This is a genomic window from Arenimonas fontis (assembly GCF_008386465.1).
GTDB lineage: Bacteria > Pseudomonadota > Gammaproteobacteria > Xanthomonadales > Xanthomonadaceae > Arenimonas > Arenimonas fontis.
On record NZ_VUOD01000003.1, the window covers coordinates 245,218 to 263,511 of the forward strand.

Consider the following 18,294-nt stretch of genomic DNA (forward strand, 5'->3'; position numbering starts at 1 on the left):
GTCAGAGGCTCAGGTCCACGTCCAGGTCCAGGGCATCCACCAGCTCGGCGCTGGCGGCGCCCTCCTCGCGCTGGGCTTCGGCCACGAAGCTGTCGAGGTCGCCCGCGGCCAGCAGCGCCCAGTGCCGGGCCCGGTAGCGGGCGATGCGCACCATCGCCCAGGGCACGGCCAGGCCCAAGCTGAAGACGATGGCCAGGCCGTTGCTGAAGTAGATCCAGATGACGTCGCGGGCACGCAGCGTGCACTCGAAGCGATGGCCGCCCAGCCAGCTGCTGGCCCACATCAGGTTGGTCCAGCGCGTGCGCAGGAACACCGGCAGGGCCAGGAACACCAGATAGATGGCGATGATCGGCACCAGCACCATCGCCAGGGCGGTGCCGGAGGGCCCGTCTCCGCCTTCGCCGCCGGCCAGCGCGGCCGCGGCCACCGCGCCCAGGCCCGCGGCGACGATCATGGCGATGTAGGCGCCGAAACCGATACCGATGCAGATCAGGAAGGGGATGAAATAACTGCCCAGGTCGCCGCGAAAACCGAAGCGCTGGCCGCCGAAGCGGTGGCCGGTGACCACGTAGTCGTGCTGATGCAGGCGCACCCAGGGCGCAAGCAGGTACAGCGTGGGCAGTTGCAGGGCCGGCCGGAACATGAAGTTCAGGTAGGCGTCGAACACGCCGTGGTCGAAGCGGAAGCGCAGGCCGCGCCAGGCCGAGTACCGGGCCCGGAAGCGCAGCGTGCGCTGCAACAGCCAGGGCAACAGCAGCAACACCAGCAGGATCAGCGGCAGATAAACCACCCAGACCTGGAAATGCGCGCTCAGGCCCAGGGCGATCGCCACCGCGTAGGCGATCAGCCGGCCCTTGAGGATGGCGATCGGGCTGGCCAGGTATTCGAAGGGCGCGCCGGCAAGCCAGGTGTTGCCGTAGAAATAGCGCTCGGTGCGTACCTTCGCCCAGGCCGAATAGATGCCCAGGGTCAGCACGCTCAGCACCAGGTTGACGAACCAGATGCCGAAGAACTCACCGGCGCGGCCGGTGAACTGCAGGGGATACCGGGTCGGCTGCGGCAGCGGCGGAAGGGGCGGCGGGCCGGGCGGCAAGGGCGGCGGCTGCAGCGTCGGCGGAGCGGCCGAGGGCGTGGCCGCGGTGGTGTCCAGATCCATTCGATCCCCTGAAGCGATGCCGGCTCGCCGCCGGCCCGGCCCATCTTAGCGGCGGCTCAGTGCGGCCGCACGCCAAGCTCCTCCAGGGCCGCCAGCATCGCGGCCTGGGCCTTCTCGCTCAGCCTCTCGTGGTCGAGGGCGAAGCGGATGGTGGCCTCGATCAGGCCCAGATGGCTGCCGCAGTCGAAGCGGGTGCCCTCGAAGTGGTAGGCGTCCACCTGACGCTCCGCGGCCAGGGCGGCGATGGCGTCGGTGAGCTGGATCTCGCCGCCCTTGCCCGGCGGGGTGTTTTGCAGCAGATCGAAGATGCGCGGCTCCAGCACGTAGCGGCCGACCACGGCCAGGGTGCTGGGCGCGTCCTCCGGGGCCGGCTTTTCCACCAGGGCACGGATGCGGCCGCTGCGGCCGCTGAAATCGGGCGCGTCCACCACCCCGTAGCTGCCGGTCTGTTCGCGCGGCACCTCCTCGACAGCGATCACGCTGCCGCCGGTGCGTTCGGCCAGGTCGGCCATCTGCCTGAGCGCGCCGGCGCCGGCGCGGTTCCAGATCAGGTCGTCGGGCAGCATGACCGCGAAGGGTTCGTCGCCGACCACGGGCCTGGCGCACAGCACCGCGTGGCCCAGGCCCAGGGCCTCCGCCTGGGTGACGAACACCGCCCGCACGTGCGGCGGCAGCACCCGGCGCACCAGTTCCAGCTGCTCGCGCTTGCCGGCCTTTTCCAGCTTCTGCTCGAGCTCGTAGGCCTTGTCGAAGTAATCGGCGACCGCGTGCTTGTAGCGGTTGGTGACGAAGACCAGGGTGTCGCAACCCGCTTCGATGGCCTCGTCCACCGCGTACTGGATCAGCGGCTTGTCCACGATCGGCATCATTTCCTTCGGCACGGTCTTGGTGGCGGGAAGGAAGCGGGTGCCGAGGCCCGCGACGGGGAACACGGCCTTTCTGATGCGGCGCATGGTCTCTCCTGATTCAGGGCGTGGCCGCGCATTGTAACGCAGGCAGCAGAACCCTCCCGGCGCGGTGTCCGCGCCGGGAGTTGCGCGTGGCGGATCAGGCGCGCCCGACAGCGCCGTTGCCGTCGCGTCGGCGCAGCGCCTCAGGCGCGCCGGAACGGCACGCCGGTTTTCGCCCGGAGCTCGTCCTCGCCGACAGCCGGTGCCAGTTCCACCAGCACCAGGCCATCGTCGGTGACGTCCAGCACCGCCAGGTCGGTGATGATGCGGTTGACTACGCCGACGCCGGTCAGCGGCAGGGTGCACTTGGGCAGGATCTTGGGCTCGCCGGTCTTGGTGGTGTGCTCCATCAGCACCACCACGCGCTTGACGCCGGCCACCAGGTCCATGGCGCCGCCCATGCCCTTGACCATCTTGCCCGGCACCATCCAGTTGGCCAGATCGCCCTTGTCGGTGACTTCCATGGCGCCGAGGATGGCCAGGTCTATGTGGCCGCCGCGGATCATGGCGAAGCTGTCGTGGCTGCCGAAGTAGCTGGCGCCCGGGCGGGCGGTGACGGTCTGCTTGCCGGCGTTGATCAGGTCGGCGTCCACCTCGTCTTCGGTCGGGAAGGGGCCGATGCCGAGCAGACCGTTTTCGCTCTGCAGCCACACGTCCATGCCCTCGGGAATGTGGTTGGCCACCAGGGTGGGCAGGCCGATGCCGAGGTTGACGTACATGCCGTCGGCCAGTTCGCGGGCGGCGCGCGCCGCCATCTGGTCACGGTTCCAGGCCATCACTTGCCTCCTGCGCGCACGGTGCGCTGCTCGATGCGCTTCTCGGGATTGGGGTTGTGCACGATGCGGTCCACGTAGATGCCGGGCAGGTGCACGTGATCGGGATCTATGGCGCCCACCGGCACCACTTCCTCGACCTCGGCCACGCAGACCTTGCCGGCCATGGCGCAGGCCGGGTTGAAGTTGCGGGCGGTCTTGCGGAAGACCAGGTTGCCGGCCTCGTCGGCCTTCCAGGCCTTGACCAGGGACAGGTCGGCCTTGAGCGCGGTCTCCAGCACGTACCAGTGGCCGTCGTCGAACTGCCGGGTTTCCTTGCCCTCGGCCACCACGGTGCCATAGCCGGTGCGGGTGAAGAAGGCGGGGATGCCGGCGCCACCGGCGCGCAGGCGCTCGGCCAGGGTGCCCTGGGGGTTGAACTCCAGCTCCAGCTCGCCGGCCAGGAACTGGCGCTCGAACTCCTTGTTCTCGCCTACGTAGCTGGAAATCATCTTGCGGATCTGCCGGGTGGCCAGCAGCAGGCCCAAGCCGAAACCGTCCACGCCGGCATTGTTGGAGATCACGGTCAGGCCCTTCACCCCGGAGTCGCGCAGGGCGGCGATCAGGGCCTCGGGGATGCCGCACAGGCCGAAACCGCCCACGGCCAAGGTCTGGCCGTCGGCGACGAGGTCGCGGAGGGCGTCGGGGGCGGAGGGGTAGAGCTTCGGAGATTTCCGGGGAGATGAAGGCTTATCTGCTTGAATCTGGTGCATAGCCCGGGAAAGTGTGATTGGCAGGGGCGGCAGCTTACCCCAGGTATTGGCTTCTGGGCATGTGCTTTCGGCCACACCCCATCCCCACGATGCGCAGTGAGCGGGCACCGCCTCTCAAGAGCAGCCCGGACCTATCTCGCGCCTGATGCCTTCCGTAGATTCAATGTCTGCTCGTATCCAGGCCGTACCGCATAGACCAGCAGGTCGTACGACCCCGCCTGCTCTCCTCGTACGGCAACTATGCGAGACCTGGGAAGATCTGCGGAGATACCAGCCAGAAAGACATCGGCCCACTCGTATGCGGCCCCTTCACTACCGAATCGCGCGACCACTCGGCACATCCCTTGCCGACACTCCACTTCGTATGCTCCCGGCGTGCGCCCCTGCACAGCGGGAATGTCTGTCGATATCACTGACACAATGCTTTCTTCCAAGGCCTTGTCACCGGCTGTTCCTGGCAGCATCCCCGAGAACCTTGTCTCCATGACATCGGCAACCGCACGGTTTTCAGCATCGACCGCTTCATATGGGATGCCCTCAGGAAGCAGGCTTCGCTTTGCGGCTGGCTTCGCTTCCTCATCCACCAAGAATGCGTCCCGACGGGTGGGGGAGTCGTCGCTGTCGACATCCATCCCAAGGCTCTCAACTTTCTCCTCGAGCGCCCGCAGACGCTCTACAAGGTCGCTGTCGATAGCGGCACCCCGCTGCTCCTCACCTCCAAAGGCTGTCCGCTCTTGCGTCCGGTTCAACGCGAGAGCAGCCAACACGAAGGATATAAGTGACACAATCAACGCTACGCGGTTCACGGAATATGACCTCAGATGATGAGGGCCAATCGGCGGCTGAGGTTCTGACTCTCGACCTCAGCCGCCTCCCGACTTGAACAACCCTGTAGCAGCCGAACGCTCAGGCTTCGGGTACGGGCTCCGCTTCCCAGGCAGCCATCACATCCAGAGCAACCTTTGGCGGCAGCACACAGTTGAAACCGAGCACCGCATACTCGTTGTTTCTTTCAATGTCGTTAAACTGGTTGACCACCGGTTCACCTCCGGCCGGGACAGTGACCACGTTGCTGACGGTCACGTAACCGCCACCATAAGGCTGCCCAACCTTTGCCGTACACGTCACATCCCTATCCACGGTTCCATAGTTACGAAGTACGATCTGGAACAACGAATAGGAGGGCGATGCAACATTCTCCGGCGACAATACGCAGTAAGCAGTACGATTCGAAGACGCTTCATTGCGGATCTGGGTAACGGTGTAGATCATGCCGCTAGCTGAAGACGGTTGGCAGCTCACGCCGTTGGACACGGTGACCCCATCCTGAGCCATCGCCACTGGCAGCATCAACAGACCTGGCAACATTAAACCCAACAAGATTCCAGAAATTTTCATAGGTCCTCCGACTCCCAAGTTTGGGCTGTAGTTCGCCCCCTAGCCGGTTCGCTTCGAGGGTGAGGCGGACCATCCGCCTGGCTATGAATACGGCAATTTGCGCAATTGCGGGCCAGACGGACGCCATACGGCACCCAATGGAGTCTCAGACAGGCCGGAGATGCGGCCCATCGCGGGCAACCCGCCCTTCGCTGTCGCCGCCGGTGTGGAATCCAGGCAGGGCGCCGCTTTGCGGCGACGCAGCAGACCGCGAAAACCGATCGCCTGTCGAGCTAACCGGCCGGGTAGAAATGCCGGGCTTATCGGGAATTCCGGTATTCGGCCAGGACGGCTTTCCCGGCACGAGGTTTTCCTTGAAGCGCTGGTAGAACGCCGCCACCCGCGGTGTCGAACCCTGGTCGTTCACCTGCGTTAGCAGGACAGCCCCCCGAACCCAGGAAATCCGAAGGGCGCTGACTCAGCCCTAGGCGCCCCTCTGGCTTGCCTCGAAACTGCCGTGCCTGGCCACCTGCCGTGTGAGCGTCTTCACATTGATCGAATGCACGTCGAACTTGCTGAGTCCGGGCGCATCCGGAATCGAGCAGTACACCGACAAAGAGCCACTCCGTCTCAAAGTTCACCCTCGGCCATACCCGACGTCAGCTCGTCGTCCGTGCCTGCATCCGCACCAGACAGCGGCGGAGACTGCGCTGCGGTCGCGAGCAGGCATCGTGTCGACTCGAGATGGGCGGTCGGACCGAAGAGGCCGTCGATCTTCCGGCGCCAATCTGCCACCTGTTCGGGGCTGGCCGGTACGGCCTCTGCAAGGGGACGTCCGTCACCGAACCTGCGCACCGGCAGTCCGTGCCCGCGCAGGAAGTCGCAGATCGGGTTTTGCTCGCGCAGGTACACCGTCGCGCCCAATTTCAGCATGTGCAGGATGTTGCCGAAGCCCTGCTGGCGGAAATGGCCCATGACCACGGCAGAACACTGACGGATGATCGCCATGTACTCGTGGAAGGGCAGGAAGCTGCGTAGGGCGATGAAGCGATCTCCGAACAGGCGTCTGCCCTCCTCTTCCACTGCGTCGGCATAGGCATCCGCACCGTAACTGAGCGGGCAGATGATCCGGCGGCTTCCGCCCCAGGAGTTTGCCAGTTCCCGGAAGGTCTCCAGGTGGTTGTTAGTCGGCGCGGCGCTGTTGCCCACGAGAATGGATTGTCCGGAGGCAAGCTGGTCGTCCTCCTCCACAGCCGGCCCGAGCGGATAGTTCCAGCGGACGTAGGCGGGAAGGAAGCCGGGGTTCGCTGTTCGTACCAGCTCGTAGTCCTGGCGCAGCACCGGGCCGAACAGGCGGAACCGATTGAGGAGGCCGATCTCGTCGCGGCCGCCCGGACCGATGGCCAGGCGGCGAACCCGCACTCGGAGCTCCGCCCCGCTTTCGTCGCGCTCCGGAGGTTCTTCCGGCACCGACCGGGCCAGCTCCCTCCGCTCTTCCTCGCTGACCGTCGGCGATGTCGCTTCGACCAGCTTCCGTGTCTCCGGCAGCAGCAACTGGCAGCGCTCGCCGGCCAGGTGGTAGTAGTCGCCGCCCCAGCCTATCCATACCAGATTGACTTTGCGGGTACAGGCGTTGACCAGCAGCCGGGCACGGTCGTCCAGGTAGTGGATGAATACCGCGGTGTAACGCTCCAGCCCCGCCAGGAAATCAGCCGACAGCGCTTGTCGCAGCCCAAGCCGCATGACCTGGCCTGAACGCAGGTAGCGGAAGCTGGTGGGACAGGCCAAGTGAACATACGCATGGGCGCCCGGCGCCACCTGCTCGAAGGACTCGATGGCGAGATCGATGAATTTGTCGTCGGGTACGACGTGGAGAAACCTCCCGCCGTCGGCCGGGTGCGCCGCCGAGCTCATCGGCACCTCAACGCTTCCTCACCGCCGGCACACCCGCGACCATGGACTGCGGTTCGACATCGTCGGTCACGCAGGCGCTGGCAGCGATCACCGCGCCGTCGCCAATGATCAGCGGTTTGTGCGCCGTGCCGTTGATGATCGTCGCGCCGGTTCCGATGTAGACACCAGTGCCGACATGCACGTTACCTGACACCCGCACTCCAGGCGCCAAGGTCGAATGGTCGCCGATGACGACGTCGTGGCCGATCGTGCAGGCCAGGTTGACGTGTACGTGCCGGCCGATGTCAATGTTGGTGGTCAGCAAACTGCCGGCGCAGATGATTGAGCCGCCGCCGACACGAACACGCTCGGAACGGAGGACACCGGGATGGACCAGCGTCCACGCCGGCACGTTGACCTTCTCCAGCAGACCGGCAACGCGCTTCCTGGCGTTGCAATCGGCGATGGCGACGACCGCTGCACGCCCCTCCTCTGGAGCGAGTTCCTCCAGTCTGAGAACCGGCAGGTCGTCGATGGTGTATTGGGCGATGTGCGCCGATTCCGCCGCGAAACACAGGCGTACGCCTTTGGGAAGCGCCGAACGCGCAAGCCAGGCGACCTCGCGCCCGAATCCACCACAGCCAACGATCACCAGTTCCTGCACATTGCGCTCCGTGTTCGCTACCTGAATGCCCGCCCGTCACTCAGACAGCACCCTGAAGATATCAGCCTGGAGGCCGACGGCTCCATCCGGAAGAGAAGTACCAGTCGGCAGCACCAGTACCCGCTCGGACACGGCCTCCGTCACCGGGAGATGCGCACCTTCTCCGGGATAAATCTCCCGGTACGGCATCATGCGGTGACAGCCCGGCCAGAAGTACTTTCGGGCCAGGATGCCCTCGGCGTGCAGGGCTTCCACCACGCGGTCACGCCCGACCGGAAAACGCTCGTCCAGTTCGACCACCACATACTGGTAGTTGTTGCGCTCGTTTTCGTCATAACGGAGCACATTGACGCCGGGAATCTGTGCGAAGGCTTCGACGTACTGCTGGTGGATCTGCCGGTTCCTGCCGATGAATGCCGGCAGCGCGTCCAGGTTCACCAGACCCATGGCTGCGCAGACCTCGTTCATCTTGCCGTTTGTGCCCAGCGACATCGTGTTGTCGTAGCCCGAGAAACCGAAGTTCCTTAGCAGGCGCAGCTCCCTCGCAAGCGCTGCGTCGTTGGTGACCACGGCCCCACCCTCGAGGGTGTTGAAGAACTTGGTGGCGTGAAAGCTCAGCACTTCCGCCGCGCCGAAGTTTCCGATCGATCGGCCTTCGAAGGTGCAGCCGAAGGCATGCGCGGCGTCGAACACCAGGGGAACCCCCAGTTCCCCGGCCAGGTCCTGCAGCTCGCGCACTGGCACCGGCCGTCCCCAGAGGTGCACGGCCACGATTCCACTCGTCCGGCTGGACGCACGCGCGCGGGCCGCCTTCGGATCGATGTTGTGCGTCGCCGGGTCGATGTCGACGAAGATCGGCTTGATACCGCACCTGAGCAGGGCGTGGGCGGTGGCGATGAACGTGTAGGATGGAACCAGGACTTCCCCAGCCAAGCCGAGAGCATGGAAGAGGATCTCCAGACCGATTGTCCCGTTGCAGACCGCCACACAGTGCTCGACGCCCAGCTGTTCGCCGATCCGGCGCTCCAGCTCCCTGACCAGCGGTCCGTCATTGGTCAGCCACCGCCGATCAAGCGCCTCCCTGACCAGGCGGTCAAACGCCTGGCGGTCGCCTATATTTGGTCGCCCGACATGGATGGCCGGGTCGAACGCCGGCGACCCGCCGAACAAGGCAAGGTCCGAGCGGCGCTTGACTCGCTTCATCGGCGCCTAGCCGCCTACCCGGTTGCACATCGCCAGGTACTCCCGCTCGATGCCCTCGATCCACGGATGGATTTCCCGCAGCCGCTCGATTCGCGGCGGCAGGTGCCTTCCGTGCTGACCGCCGTCGTGCTTTTCCTGCTGATAGGAAAGCGTGTTGACGGGCTCCCAGCCGGTTACGATCTCCCTGGCAGCACGGGTAACCGGAGCGCCGATGAACCTCGCAAAAAGCTCCAGGTCGAAGCCCGCCGGATCGTCCACGTTCACCATGTACAGGCGTCCGCGCTCGAACAGGCGACGGTACAGGTGCAGGGATGCGCTGAATTGGTAGATGACGTCGGCCTCGCGGTGACCCCAGTGGCGGATGCTGTGGTGGCTGATGATGACGTCTTCGATCTTCCGGTAGCTGGTCACCGCCTTGGCTTCGGGATACGCCTCCAGCAGGTCGAGGACGAAATCGTCCTTGCCCGGGTCCTCGTACTTCATGGCAGCGATACCGTTGGCCTGGACGTACTCGGTGCCGCGCCCCTGCGCCAGCATCTCGGCGAAGACGCCGATGGTGTTCTCGTCCTGGGTGGTGTCGCGCCTAGCGCCATTGATCAGCGCCACCTTGCCCAGCATCGAGCCGAACAGGGATCGCGTCAACTTGACGACGAACTGGCTACCGGTTCGGCTGCGGGTTGGCCAGATCAGCTTGAAAGTCATTGTGGTCATTCCGGGCTATTGATTTCAGGTCCAGGCCAAGCACAACGCGCAGGAATCGAGCAGGCGGCGCAGCCGCTCCGCCTCCTCCCCGCCAGCCTGCTGCACCATTTCCTTCGGAAGCAGGACCCTTCCGATCATCAGGTCTTCACAGAACAGTACCGCTACGCCGATCTTCGGCAGCGCCTTCCTGAGCAACGAGGGCTCGCCGATCGTCAGCATGCCGGCATTGCTGGAAACGGAAATCTCGTCCGATGACGCCATCGAGCCAACCAGCTGATCCATGTTGCCAATGCGTATCGCGCAGGCGCACTTCTCCGCGCCGCCGCGGCTGGCTGTCACTCCAACATCCAGCTGGCCGTCGCGTTCGCCAACCGCCTTCCGCTGCGGCACCGTATTGACCGGGAAAACGTGTACCGCGACCGGCTCCAGGAAACGCTGGATTGCCGAGGCCACATGCGGCGAACAGCCATTGCCAGGCATCTTGAATACCCCGGAGATCGAGTTTCCGAACAAGAGGCACAGCGCCACCGCCAGCCGGTCCGGATGCTGGTTCAGCGGTACAGCCGAAATGTCGACCTCGCTGACCACCGGAATGGCGTCGTAGTCGCCCGGCAAGGCCACCAGCTTCAGCGTGCCTTCCGCCGCATCTTGGGTGATATTGAATTCCATCTGTCAGCTTTTCAGGACGTCTCAGCTTGCACGCTGCAGCACCATCGGCTCCATGTCGGAGGCGACAGGACGGGTAGATTCTGCATATTCCAGCGCTTCAGCCAGGGTCTCGAAAGCCTTGACGCCAACCATGTACGGCCGCCGGTCGGCGACGATCAACCGATACCCCTCGGCCCCGATGTCCCAGAACCGCCCCACACCGTCCCCACCGCCCGGTACCGCCACGAAGCAGTAGAACCGCTTCCCGGACGGCATCAGATCCGCGGCCTGCTCCACCAGGGTGTTCCGCAACACCGAAACCCGCGGCTGGGCACCGTCGATGCGCGCCTGCAACACCGGCTCCGCCCGGACGCCAATGGCAGCCGCCCGCAGCGCCTGCAGGTGGTCCAGGCTCACGTCGAACAGCCAGACCACGGCCTCTACGATGCTGCCGTCGCGGCCACGCACCTCGTGGACCTCGTTGCGCACGCCGTGGCCTTCGGCAAAGCCGACGACCTTGCTGATTGCCTCAGGGTCGCGCAACCTCACTGAGGCATCGCGCGAAGTCAAACGGTCGGGCAGGTAGGGGCCAACCGAGGCCTGCAGGTTGCCGCTGCCGCTGCAGTTCACGAAGGCGACATTACGGGCGAGGTCGCGCAGCTGCGTTTCCTTCTGCGGGGAGAAGTAGCGGCGGAACAGGCTGGTGGTCCGGCGCGCCGACTCCTTCTGATGATCGGAGATGATGTCGGTAAGGTTGCCACCGTGGAACCTGCGCAGGATATGGAACTTGCCCGTGTGCTGCAGCCGAACTCCGGACATCGTCATCCTGATGGCGAGGTTGTAGTCGGTACCGGCGCGGAGGCCAGGGTCATAGCCAAAGGCGCGGATGACGTCGGTGCGGATCATCAGCGTGCCGTGCGCCATCACCCCTCCGCTGTACATCATCTGGGCAACGCCAAACTCCTTGCCCGGCCTGGCGACTAGCTCACCGGTATCGTCGCGGAAGTCCACCCAACCGCCATAAGTGCCGTGCACGCCTTCTGTCAGTTTCTCGAAGTGCGCCTCGATCCGCCAAGGCAGCATTATGTCGTCATCATCCTGGACTACGATGAACTGGGCCCTCGCTTCCGCCAGCGCCCGGTTTCGGGCCACAGACACGCCCTGGTTTTCTTGGCGGAAATAACGGATCCGAGGGTCGGCGAAGGAGCGGACGGCATCCTCGGTGTAGTCGGTGGAGCCATCGTCGACGATGACGATCTCGAAGTCCTGCACGGTCTGCATCAGTACAGAGCGGATGCAGTCGCGGAGATAGCTGGCCCGGTTGTAAGTGGCGATGGCCACGGTGACCAGCGGGGCGGCGCCAGGACGTGCATATTTCCAGTCCAGATTCCGCACCCAGGTCTTGTCTGACAGCATGATCTCGCGATTGAGCGTGATCGCCGCCCTGCCCTCCGGCGTGCTGTCGGCGGCCTTCCTGCTGCTTTCGTGCCAGATGTGGAAGATCCGGCAGGCCAAGTCGTCGATCCAGTTGAGCTTGAGGCCGAACCGGCGCAGGCGGTTGGCGAAGTCGATATCCTCGCCACCGTAGATCTCCATCCGCTCGTCGTAGCCACGAATGGCTTCGTAGGCGCGGACGTCGAAGGCGATCATGCCGCCCATGCCCCACCTGGGCCGGAGTGTCGAGTTCTTCTCGAACGCATCCCAGTTGAAGTCTTTGATCGTCTCGGCATTGTAGTCGGGCGACAGGTCACGGCACTGGAGCAATTGCGCAGCCCCCGAGTCCTTCTGCAGCAGGCCGCAGATGACGGCGTGCGCTTCCGGCGTGAACAGCATGTCCGCGTCGGTGGTGATCACGTACTGGCCGCGGGCAGCGGAGACGCCGGCATTCAGCGCCCGCGACCGGCTCCAGGGGCCGTTGGTCTCGGTCCGCACGTGGATTGCGCCGTTACCCTCCACCACCGAACGGACCGCTTCCACGTCGGCTGAGCCGTAGTCAGACACGATGATCTCCACCGCGTCGCCGAGGCTGGATTCCCGGTGCGACCTTATGGCAAGCGCCAGGCGGTCAAGACCCCAGTCGCGGAAGCAGATGACGACAGACAACCTGATCATGATTGCAGCTCCAGCTGCTCCAGCCTCCGGTAATGGACGAACTCGCCGGATCCCACAACCAGCCTGTCTTGGACCAGGCAGGTGCGGATCCGGATACTCGACGCTGCGTCCTTCCGGTTCCACAGACGGACATGCAACGCTGCCGCCGCGAAGGGCACGCTGCTGCGGAACACGTCGAGCCGCACCTGTTCCGAGCCGTCGATGGCCGGCAGGTAATGATACGGCGCCTTCAGGCCCTCCGACACCGGCCAGTTGCCCTCCGCCACCAGCGGCTTGCCGTCGGCGCCGTATAGTCTGATGTCGCAAAGGAGGTCCTTACGCTCGAACCGGCACATCGTTTCGACTTCCAGGATGATCGCCATCTCGTTGGTCGGCTCATCCGGAACGTAACAGTACGCGACCAGCCCCGCCGGCCGGGCGGACTCCGCCATCGCGATCTTCTGGAGAAGCTCCTGCATCTGTTGTCCCTTAGTTCCTGGCAGCCCTCGCCGACCACCACGTGTACAGCGAGGAGGCTATCCGGTAGGCGGTCCTGCCATCCCAGAGCGGTATGTCGGGCCGTGTCGCGCGCCTGTCACTCTCCGCAAGCACGGAATCGATCATCGCCCTGGCATCGTATCGGTTCACAAGCATATTCGTCCCCGATCGCACGGTGACCGGCCGTTCGGTGTTCTCCCGATAGGTCAGGCAGGGAACGCCGAGGTAACTGGTTTCCTCCTGTATACCACCGGAATCGGTGATGACCAGCGCCGCCGGCAGCGCCAGCAAGTTGATGAATTCGCGGTACCGCATGGCTGTAACGTCGCGGATGGCAGCATTCGCGGCGATGCGCTCCCTCAGACCGGTTCTCGCCAATGCCGCCTCGGTACGCGGATGCAGGGGGAATACGACCTCGAGTCTTTCCGCCAGATACTCCACCAGGCCGATCACCTCCAGCAGGCCGGCTTCGGTATCGACATTCGAAGGCCGGTGGAAGGTAGCCACGGCGAACTTTCCGGCCGAGACCCCCAGCCTGGCGGCGATCTCCGCTTTCGCCCGTTCATCGAGCGCAGCCGCCAGCGAGTCGATCATGATGTTGCCGGCCAGGCAGACCGCATCGGCGTTCTTCGCCTCGCCGAAGACCAGGTTGTTGAAGGCATCTTCCGACGGCGCGAAGAACAGGTCGGAGATCGAATCGACCACCACCCGATTGATCTCCTCCGGCATGCTGCGATCGCCGCTGCGCAGCCCGGCCTCGATATGCACCAGCGGCAGCAGCGAGCGCTTGGCAGCCAGGGCCGCACCCAGGGTCACGTCGACGTCACCGAAGACGACGACCATGTCGGGCGTCTCTTCGGCCAGCAGCCTCGAGTAGGTCGATATGATCTCGCCCAGGCGCGCGCCGAAACCAGCGCGCTCCAGCGGCAGGTAGCGGATGATCGACTGGTCGACGCCGAGGTCCTCGATGATTTCGTCGCTCAGGCTCGGCGAGGTGTGCTGGCCGATGAACACGATCCGCGGCTCGCACCAGTCCTGCGACTGCAACACCCGCGCCAGCGGCGACAGTTTGACGATGTTCGGTCGCGTGCCGACGACCAGGTCTATCATGCAGGTCTTCACGGATCGATCTTCCCCGCCCTTCGCTATGCCCTGCCCGCCAGCCGGCGCAGGCCGTCACTCACCACCGTCGCACAGCGGATCCCCAGGACCCGCTGCAGGCGGGCAGGCGATCCGATCGACACATGGATGTCGCCCGGCCGCTCCGGGCCGTAGCTCGGCTCGATGCGGTTTCCCACCGCCTCGCTGATGTACATGTGCAACTCGTCGATGCGGGTGGCCCGCCCCGTGCAAACATTGAGGATGTCGAAGTGGCCAGAACCGCGACCGGCCTTCTCCAGCAGCCACATCGAGGCGATGACACAACTGACGACGTCATCGACGTGGACGAAGTCGCGCGACGCGGAGCCATCCCCGTTGATCACGGCCTGTGCGCCCTTCAGCGCGCGCTCCATGAAGATCGACACGACCCCGGAATACGGGGAAGCAGGATCCTGTCCCGGGCCATAGACGTTGAAGAACCGGAGCCCGATGTTAGGTACGCCGAACAGCCGCGCCGCGACCTCGCCATGCAGCTCGCAGGCGCGCTTGTCGGCGCCGTAGGGGGTACGCGGGCTTGGGATCGCCTGCTCGTCAATGGGCTGCCGCTCCTGATCGCCATAGACGGCGGCGGAGGACGCCCAGACCACTGGCAGCGACAGGTCGCGCGCGGCTTCGAAGACGGCAACGGTTCCGGTCAGGTTGACCGAATGAGATTCCACCCACTCGCGATTGCAGCGTTCGACCGAGGCGACGGCGGCGAGATGGAAGACACCGTCGCCGCCGGCGGTGAGCTCGCGCAGCAGGCGGCCATCGCGCACGTCCCCCACCACCAGGCGTACGCCGGACGCCAGCCTGTTCCGGTCGCCGGTGCTGAGATTGTCCAGGACGGTCACTTCATGCCCATTCGCCCGCAACCTTTCTACAAGGTGGGAGCCGATGAACCCGCAACCTCCGGTTACCAGGTACTTTCCCATTACCACCCATGCTCAGGAGCCGGCCATGCCGGCAGGCGCTGCGGCGCGACGCCGGCATAACCAAACTTGGCTTCCAGCCATCGGGACACCCCCAGCCGGATCCCCTACCCAGTCCTCGACTGAGGGCGCCATAATACCTGCCCACGTGGGCCGCATCCATGCATTTTTCCGGCCCAGACATCCGGAGATTCCCCCAGATGGCCATCCACGACCTCGGCGTCGTCGCCCGCCGCAAGCGGCCCGGTGATTTCGAGAACTGCACCAACATCTCGCTGCGAAATCGTTACGTCTACTTCGCCGTAGACAAGGTGGCCAACAGTTCGATCAAGAACGCCCTGTACACCATCGAGCTGGAGCCGGTGAAACGGCCGCCGCCCTCGCCCTTCGACAAGCGGCTTTCACCCCTGCTCTCGCCGTTCCAGTTGCCGCCCGATCTGCTTGACGAGGTGCTCAACAGCGGCCGGTACTTCCGCTTCGCTTTCGTGCGCAATCCCTATTCGCGCACGCTGTCATGCTATCTCGACCGCATCCTGAACCCCACGGCCAAGCCCCGGGCGCACCTGCAGCGCATCCTGGCGCGCAAGGGCCGGCCGACCGAGGACATCAGCTTCGAGACCTTTGTCCGCGCCATCTGCGAGCAACCCTCGGCGGAGCAGAACTCGCACTGGCGCGTGCAGACCGACGACATCCTCTGGGGCGACATGGAGTTCGATTTCATCGGCAAGTTCGAACGCCTCTGGGAAGACATGGCGGTGGTCAGTACCCGCATCTGGGGCGAGGTGCTTCCGCCCATGGCGGCCTCCGAGGTGAACAAGTCGCCGAAAGTCACCAATGCCGGGTCCAAGTTGCGTCAGTACTACACCCCGGAGCTGGCCGATCTGGTCTACGAGCGCTTCCGCAGCGACTTCGACACCTTCGGTTACGACCGTGAGCTGGACGCCGCCTAGAACTGGAAGTAGATGAAGTTGTTCACCTCCATCGGCATAAGCATCACCAGCAGCGCCAGCACCGCCCCCAGGCACAGGCCGACCGCCCAGGCCGGCAACCGCAAGGGCGCCGCCTTCAGCCAGCGACGTTCCGATTGCATGCCCAGCGCCAGGGTGTCAAGCAACACGGGCAGAATCACTGCCAGGTAGGGGATGGCGGCCCGGGCCAACCCCTGGTCCGGGCGCAGGCCGGTGAAGGCCGCGAACACCTGCAGCGAGTCGCCGAAGCCCTGGGCCCGGAACGGGATCCAGGCCAGCAGCACGAACAGCTGGGTGAGCGCCCAACCGGCGGCGGCCCAGGCCACCGCCGCCACGGCGCCGCGACCGACTCCGTGCAGCAGGCCGGACATGCGCTTGTGCATCACCAGCGCGGCTCCGTGCAACCCGCCCCAGAGCACGAAGTTCCAGCTGGCGCCGTGCCAAAGGCCACCCAGCAGCATGGTCAACATCAGGTTGCGCTCGCGCTTCAGGTCCCCGTCGCGGTTGCCGCCCAGCGGGATGTACAGGTAGTCGCGCAGCCAGGTGGACAGCGAGATGTGCCAGCGTCGCCAGAAGTCGGTGATGCTGGCGGCGATGTAGGGGAAGTTGAAGTTCCGCGGCAGGTGGAAGCCCAGGGTCCTGGCCACGCCGATCGCCATCAGCGAATAGCCGCAGAAGTCGAAGTAGATCTGCGCATAGAAACCGACGGTGGCCATCACCAGGCTGTGGTTGTCGTGCCCCCGCACATCGGCGAACACGCCGTCCACGAAGGGCGACACGTTGTCCGAGAACACCGCCTTGTAGATGAAGCCAACCGCAAACAGCTTCAGTCCTACCTGCAGGTCGCGCGCGGTCGGCGCCCGGGGCCGGGCCAGCTGCGGCAGGAAATCGGAGGCGCGGATGATCGGGCCGGCCATCATCTTCGGGAAGAACGAGATGTACAGGGCCGTGTGCAGCAGCTTGCGGTCCGCGGCCAGGTCGCGCCGATACACGTCCACCACGTAGCAGATCGCCTCGAACACGAAGAAGCTGATGCCCACCGGCAGGATGATCGCCAGCGCCGGCCAGGACAGGTGCACGCCCACCGCCTCGGCCAGGGCGGCCAGGGACCCGGCCAGGAAGTCCAGGTACTTGAACACCGACAGCACGCCCAGCAGCAGGACGATGGCCGCGGCCAGCACCAGCCGCGGCCGCCAGCGCGCCTCGATCAGCAGCACCGCTGCGTGGCAGATCGCAATCACCAGCCACATCAGGCCGAGGAAGCGCCAGTCCCACCATGCGTAGAAAACCTGGCTGGCCAGCAGCAGCAGCCAGTTCTGCGCCTCCCGGCCGCGCAGCAGCCAGTAGGCACCGAACACCAGCAGGTAGAACAGCAGGAAGGCGCCGGAGGTGAAGATCATCGGCCGACCTCCCCGGCCAATGCCGCCGCCAGTCGTTTGGCGAACCAGGGCGCGAAACGGTCGGCGCCGGCCGGACGCATGTGGCGGGCGTCGTTCCAGTACTCGCGGCCGTCCAGGGCGTCGATCAGCGCCGGATCTTCGTAATCCAGGCAGAAGTCCGCCGGCCATTTCGCGCAGAAAGCGGCGACGTGGTAGATGTCGTCGGCGTCGGCGCTCGCGACCGCGTAGAAGCCCGCCTGATCCACCAGGTCGCCGAGCAAGTCGCGAAAGCGGGCGATGCGCACCGGCCCGATCCAGTCCAGCTGGCGGTCCGCCGCCGCGAAACCGCGGCCGGTGGCCCGCCAGGCGTCGGCATGGCGCAAGGCGGCACGGACGCGGTCCATTCCCTGGAAACGATAGCCGCGCTTGGCGACGTCCAGTGGCATGTAGCCTGGCCTGATCCGGATCCCGTCCAGCGAGACGACACGACGGAAGCCACCCAGGTTGCTCAGGTTCACCGCCGCGTGCTCCAGCACCGCCACGGTCCTGGCTCCGTCCAGCCCGCCACCGATCGCCACCGCTCTCAGCGCCGCCAGGGCGTTGCCGAGCGTCATGTAGGCATAAGCCCGGTAGGTTCGCTCATTGCGGGTGAAGTTGTTCAGAGGATCCAGATCGTACCGGTTCTGCATCTCCATCAGCAGGACCACCTGCTTCCGGCGCAAGGTCTCGCGCTGCCGGTCGTCCAGCCGTTCGATGGCGATGGACAGCATCCAGTAGCGTTCGAAGTGATTGGAGCCGTCGAGGGAAAGCTGCACCGCGGCCGTGCCGATACCGGTGCTTTCGCTCATCCGGCTGGCCACCTGCCGGGCGTCCAGCCCGCGCGCCGAGTAGCTGCTGCCCTCGAACACCAGGATGCGCCCGATCTGCGGATCGGCGATGGCGGCGTGCAGTTCCCGCTCGACGCCCGCCACCAGGCGCAGGGCATTGGTGGAAGGGTAGTAACCGGCTTGCTGGCTAGCCCAAGGCACTGCCGCCGTCGCCAGGACCATTCCCGCGACGAAGCCGGCCAGGACGGCGCGCGTTCTCCCGTTTTCGGTCGAGCGCAGGGCGCAGACGAACGCGAGCAGGATCAGACCGGCAAGGATGAACACACTGCTGGAGTCCATTC

General features: G+C 65.2%; 18 protein-coding genes. 1 reads left to right on the top strand and 17 read right to left on the bottom strand.

Going from position 1 to position 18,294, the window contains the following annotated elements; all coding sequences use genetic code 11:
* Position 1: 1 nt before the first annotated feature.
* The 15 genes from F0415_RS05430 to F0415_RS05505 all read right to left on the bottom strand — a co-directional run bounded on the left by F0415_RS05430 (position 2) and on the right by F0415_RS05505 (position 14,782).
* The gene (locus F0415_RS05430; protein ID WP_149860183.1) at positions 2–1,156 is read right to left on the bottom strand and encodes a YjgN family protein; all 1,155 of its coding nucleotides are present in this window, start codon (positions 1,154–1,156) and stop codon (positions 2–4) included.
* A 56-nt stretch (positions 1,157–1,212) separates the two neighbouring features.
* Entirely contained in the window at positions 1,213–2,109 is an 897-nt protein-coding gene (gene galU, locus F0415_RS05435) for a UTP--glucose-1-phosphate uridylyltransferase GalU (RefSeq protein WP_149860184.1), read from the bottom strand.
* A 140-nt stretch (positions 2,110–2,249) separates the two neighbouring features.
* Positions 2,250–2,882, bottom strand: coding sequence for a CoA transferase subunit B (locus F0415_RS05440; RefSeq protein WP_149860185.1), 633 nt, complete (start codon positions 2,880–2,882; stop codon positions 2,250–2,252).
* Positions 2,882–3,631, bottom strand: coding sequence for a CoA transferase subunit A (locus tag F0415_RS05445; protein WP_149860186.1), 750 nt, complete (start codon positions 3,629–3,631; stop codon positions 2,882–2,884). Before F0415_RS05445 ends, F0415_RS05440 begins: the two co-directional genes overlap by 1 nt.
* Before the next feature lie 131 nt (positions 3,632–3,762).
* On the bottom strand, positions 3,763–4,437 hold the full coding sequence (locus F0415_RS05450; RefSeq protein WP_149860187.1) for a hypothetical protein: 675 nt from the start codon (positions 4,435–4,437) through the stop codon (positions 3,763–3,765).
* Between the two features lie 100 nt (positions 4,438–4,537).
* Positions 4,538–5,029 carry a hypothetical protein gene (locus F0415_RS05455; protein ID WP_149860188.1) on the bottom strand — a complete coding sequence of 164 codons (492 nt, stop codon included), beginning with the start codon at positions 5,027–5,029 and terminating at the stop codon, positions 4,538–4,540.
* 609 nt (positions 5,030–5,638) lie between these two features.
* Positions 5,639–6,922 (bottom strand): TDP-N-acetylfucosamine:lipid II N-acetylfucosaminyltransferase family protein, encoded by a 1,284-nt coding sequence (locus F0415_RS05465; protein ID WP_246149896.1) that lies wholly within the window; start codon positions 6,920–6,922, stop codon positions 5,639–5,641.
* Between the two features lie 7 nt (positions 6,923–6,929).
* Positions 6,930–7,565 carry a NeuD/PglB/VioB family sugar acetyltransferase gene (locus F0415_RS05470; RefSeq protein ID WP_188310298.1) on the bottom strand — a complete coding sequence of 212 codons (636 nt, stop codon included), beginning with the start codon at positions 7,563–7,565 and terminating at the stop codon, positions 6,930–6,932.
* A 36-nt stretch (positions 7,566–7,601) separates the two neighbouring features.
* A complete protein-coding gene (locus F0415_RS05475) occupies positions 7,602–8,768 on the bottom strand; it encodes a DegT/DnrJ/EryC1/StrS family aminotransferase (protein WP_149860192.1) in 1,167 nt (388 codons plus the stop codon).
* A gap of 6 nt (positions 8,769–8,774) precedes the next feature.
* The gene (locus F0415_RS05480; protein WP_149860193.1) at positions 8,775–9,470 is read right to left on the bottom strand and encodes a hypothetical protein; all 696 of its coding nucleotides are present in this window, start codon (positions 9,468–9,470) and stop codon (positions 8,775–8,777) included.
* A gap of 24 nt (positions 9,471–9,494) precedes the next feature.
* Entirely contained in the window at positions 9,495–10,139 is a 645-nt protein-coding gene (locus F0415_RS05485) for a hypothetical protein (RefSeq protein WP_149860194.1), read from the bottom strand.
* Between the two features lie 21 nt (positions 10,140–10,160).
* Positions 10,161–12,230, bottom strand: coding sequence for a glycosyltransferase (locus F0415_RS05490; protein ID WP_149860195.1), 2,070 nt, complete (start codon positions 12,228–12,230; stop codon positions 10,161–10,163).
* Positions 12,227–12,688 carry a hypothetical protein gene (locus tag F0415_RS05495; protein WP_149860196.1) on the bottom strand — a complete coding sequence of 154 codons (462 nt, stop codon included), beginning with the start codon at positions 12,686–12,688 and terminating at the stop codon, positions 12,227–12,229. Before F0415_RS05495 ends, F0415_RS05490 begins: the two co-directional genes overlap by 4 nt.
* A 10-nt stretch (positions 12,689–12,698) precedes the next feature.
* Positions 12,699–13,817 (bottom strand): non-hydrolyzing UDP-N-acetylglucosamine 2-epimerase, encoded by a 1,119-nt coding sequence (gene wecB / locus F0415_RS05500; RefSeq protein WP_149860197.1) that lies wholly within the window; start codon positions 13,815–13,817, stop codon positions 12,699–12,701.
* A gap of 35 nt (positions 13,818–13,852) precedes the next feature.
* A complete protein-coding gene (locus F0415_RS05505) occupies positions 13,853–14,782 on the bottom strand; it encodes an NAD-dependent epimerase/dehydratase family protein (RefSeq protein ID WP_149860198.1) in 930 nt (309 codons plus the stop codon).
* Between the two features lie 197 nt (positions 14,783–14,979).
* On the opposite strand from F0415_RS05505, the gene F0415_RS05510 reads away from it, so the two are divergent.
* A complete protein-coding gene (locus F0415_RS05510) occupies positions 14,980–15,729 on the top strand; it encodes a sulfotransferase family protein (protein WP_188310299.1) in 750 nt (249 codons plus the stop codon).
* On the opposite strand, the gene F0415_RS05515 is transcribed toward F0415_RS05510, so the two are convergent.
* Both F0415_RS05515 and F0415_RS05520 read right to left on the bottom strand, forming a co-directional pair.
* On the bottom strand, positions 15,726–17,147 hold the full coding sequence (locus tag F0415_RS05515; RefSeq protein WP_149860200.1) for an MBOAT family O-acyltransferase: 1,422 nt from the start codon (positions 17,145–17,147) through the stop codon (positions 15,726–15,728). The genes F0415_RS05510 and F0415_RS05515 overlap by 4 nt on opposite strands.
* Entirely contained in the window at positions 17,144–18,292 is a 1,149-nt protein-coding gene (locus F0415_RS05520) for a hypothetical protein (protein WP_149860201.1), read from the bottom strand. Before F0415_RS05520 ends, F0415_RS05515 begins: the two co-directional genes overlap by 4 nt.
* Between the last annotated feature and the right edge of the window lie 2 nt (positions 18,293–18,294).

Coding starts and splice junctions, on each gene's coding strand:
- F0415_RS05430 (WP_149860183.1), bottom strand. CDS start 1,156: ATGGATCTGGACACCACCGCGGCCACGCCCTCGGCCGCTCCGCCGACG.
- galU (WP_149860184.1), bottom strand. CDS start 2,109: ATGCGCCGCATCAGAAAGGCCGTGTTCCCCGTCGCGGGCCTCGGCACC.
- F0415_RS05440 (WP_149860185.1), bottom strand. CDS start 2,882: ATGGCCTGGAACCGTGACCAGATGGCGGCGCGCGCCGCCCGCGAACTG.
- F0415_RS05445 (WP_149860186.1), bottom strand. CDS start 3,631: ATGCACCAGATTCAAGCAGATAAGCCTTCATCTCCCCGGAAATCTCCG.
- F0415_RS05455 (WP_149860188.1), bottom strand. CDS start 5,029: ATGAAAATTTCTGGAATCTTGTTGGGTTTAATGTTGCCAGGTCTGTTG.
- F0415_RS05465 (WP_246149896.1), bottom strand. CDS start 6,922: ATGAGCTCGGCGGCGCACCCGGCCGACGGCGGGAGGTTTCTCCACGTC.
- F0415_RS05475 (WP_149860192.1), bottom strand. CDS start 8,768: ATGAAGCGAGTCAAGCGCCGCTCGGACCTTGCCTTGTTCGGCGGGTCG.
- F0415_RS05480 (WP_149860193.1), bottom strand. CDS start 9,470: ATGACTTTCAAGCTGATCTGGCCAACCCGCAGCCGAACCGGTAGCCAG.
- F0415_RS05485 (WP_149860194.1), bottom strand. CDS start 10,139: ATGGAATTCAATATCACCCAAGATGCGGCGGAAGGCACGCTGAAGCTG.
- F0415_RS05490 (WP_149860195.1), bottom strand. CDS start 12,230: ATGATCAGGTTGTCTGTCGTCATCTGCTTCCGCGACTGGGGTCTTGAC.
- F0415_RS05495 (WP_149860196.1), bottom strand. CDS start 12,688: ATGCAGGAGCTTCTCCAGAAGATCGCGATGGCGGAGTCCGCCCGGCCG.
- wecB (WP_149860197.1), bottom strand. CDS start 13,817: ATGATAGACCTGGTCGTCGGCACGCGACCGAACATCGTCAAACTGTCG.
- F0415_RS05505 (WP_149860198.1), bottom strand. CDS start 14,782: ATGGGAAAGTACCTGGTAACCGGAGGTTGCGGGTTCATCGGCTCCCAC.
- F0415_RS05510 (WP_188310299.1), top strand. CDS start 14,980: ATGGCCATCCACGACCTCGGCGTCGTCGCCCGCCGCAAGCGGCCCGGT.
- F0415_RS05515 (WP_149860200.1), bottom strand. CDS start 17,147: ATGATCTTCACCTCCGGCGCCTTCCTGCTGTTCTACCTGCTGGTGTTC.
- F0415_RS05520 (WP_149860201.1), bottom strand. CDS start 18,292: ATGGACTCCAGCAGTGTGTTCATCCTTGCCGGTCTGATCCTGCTCGCG.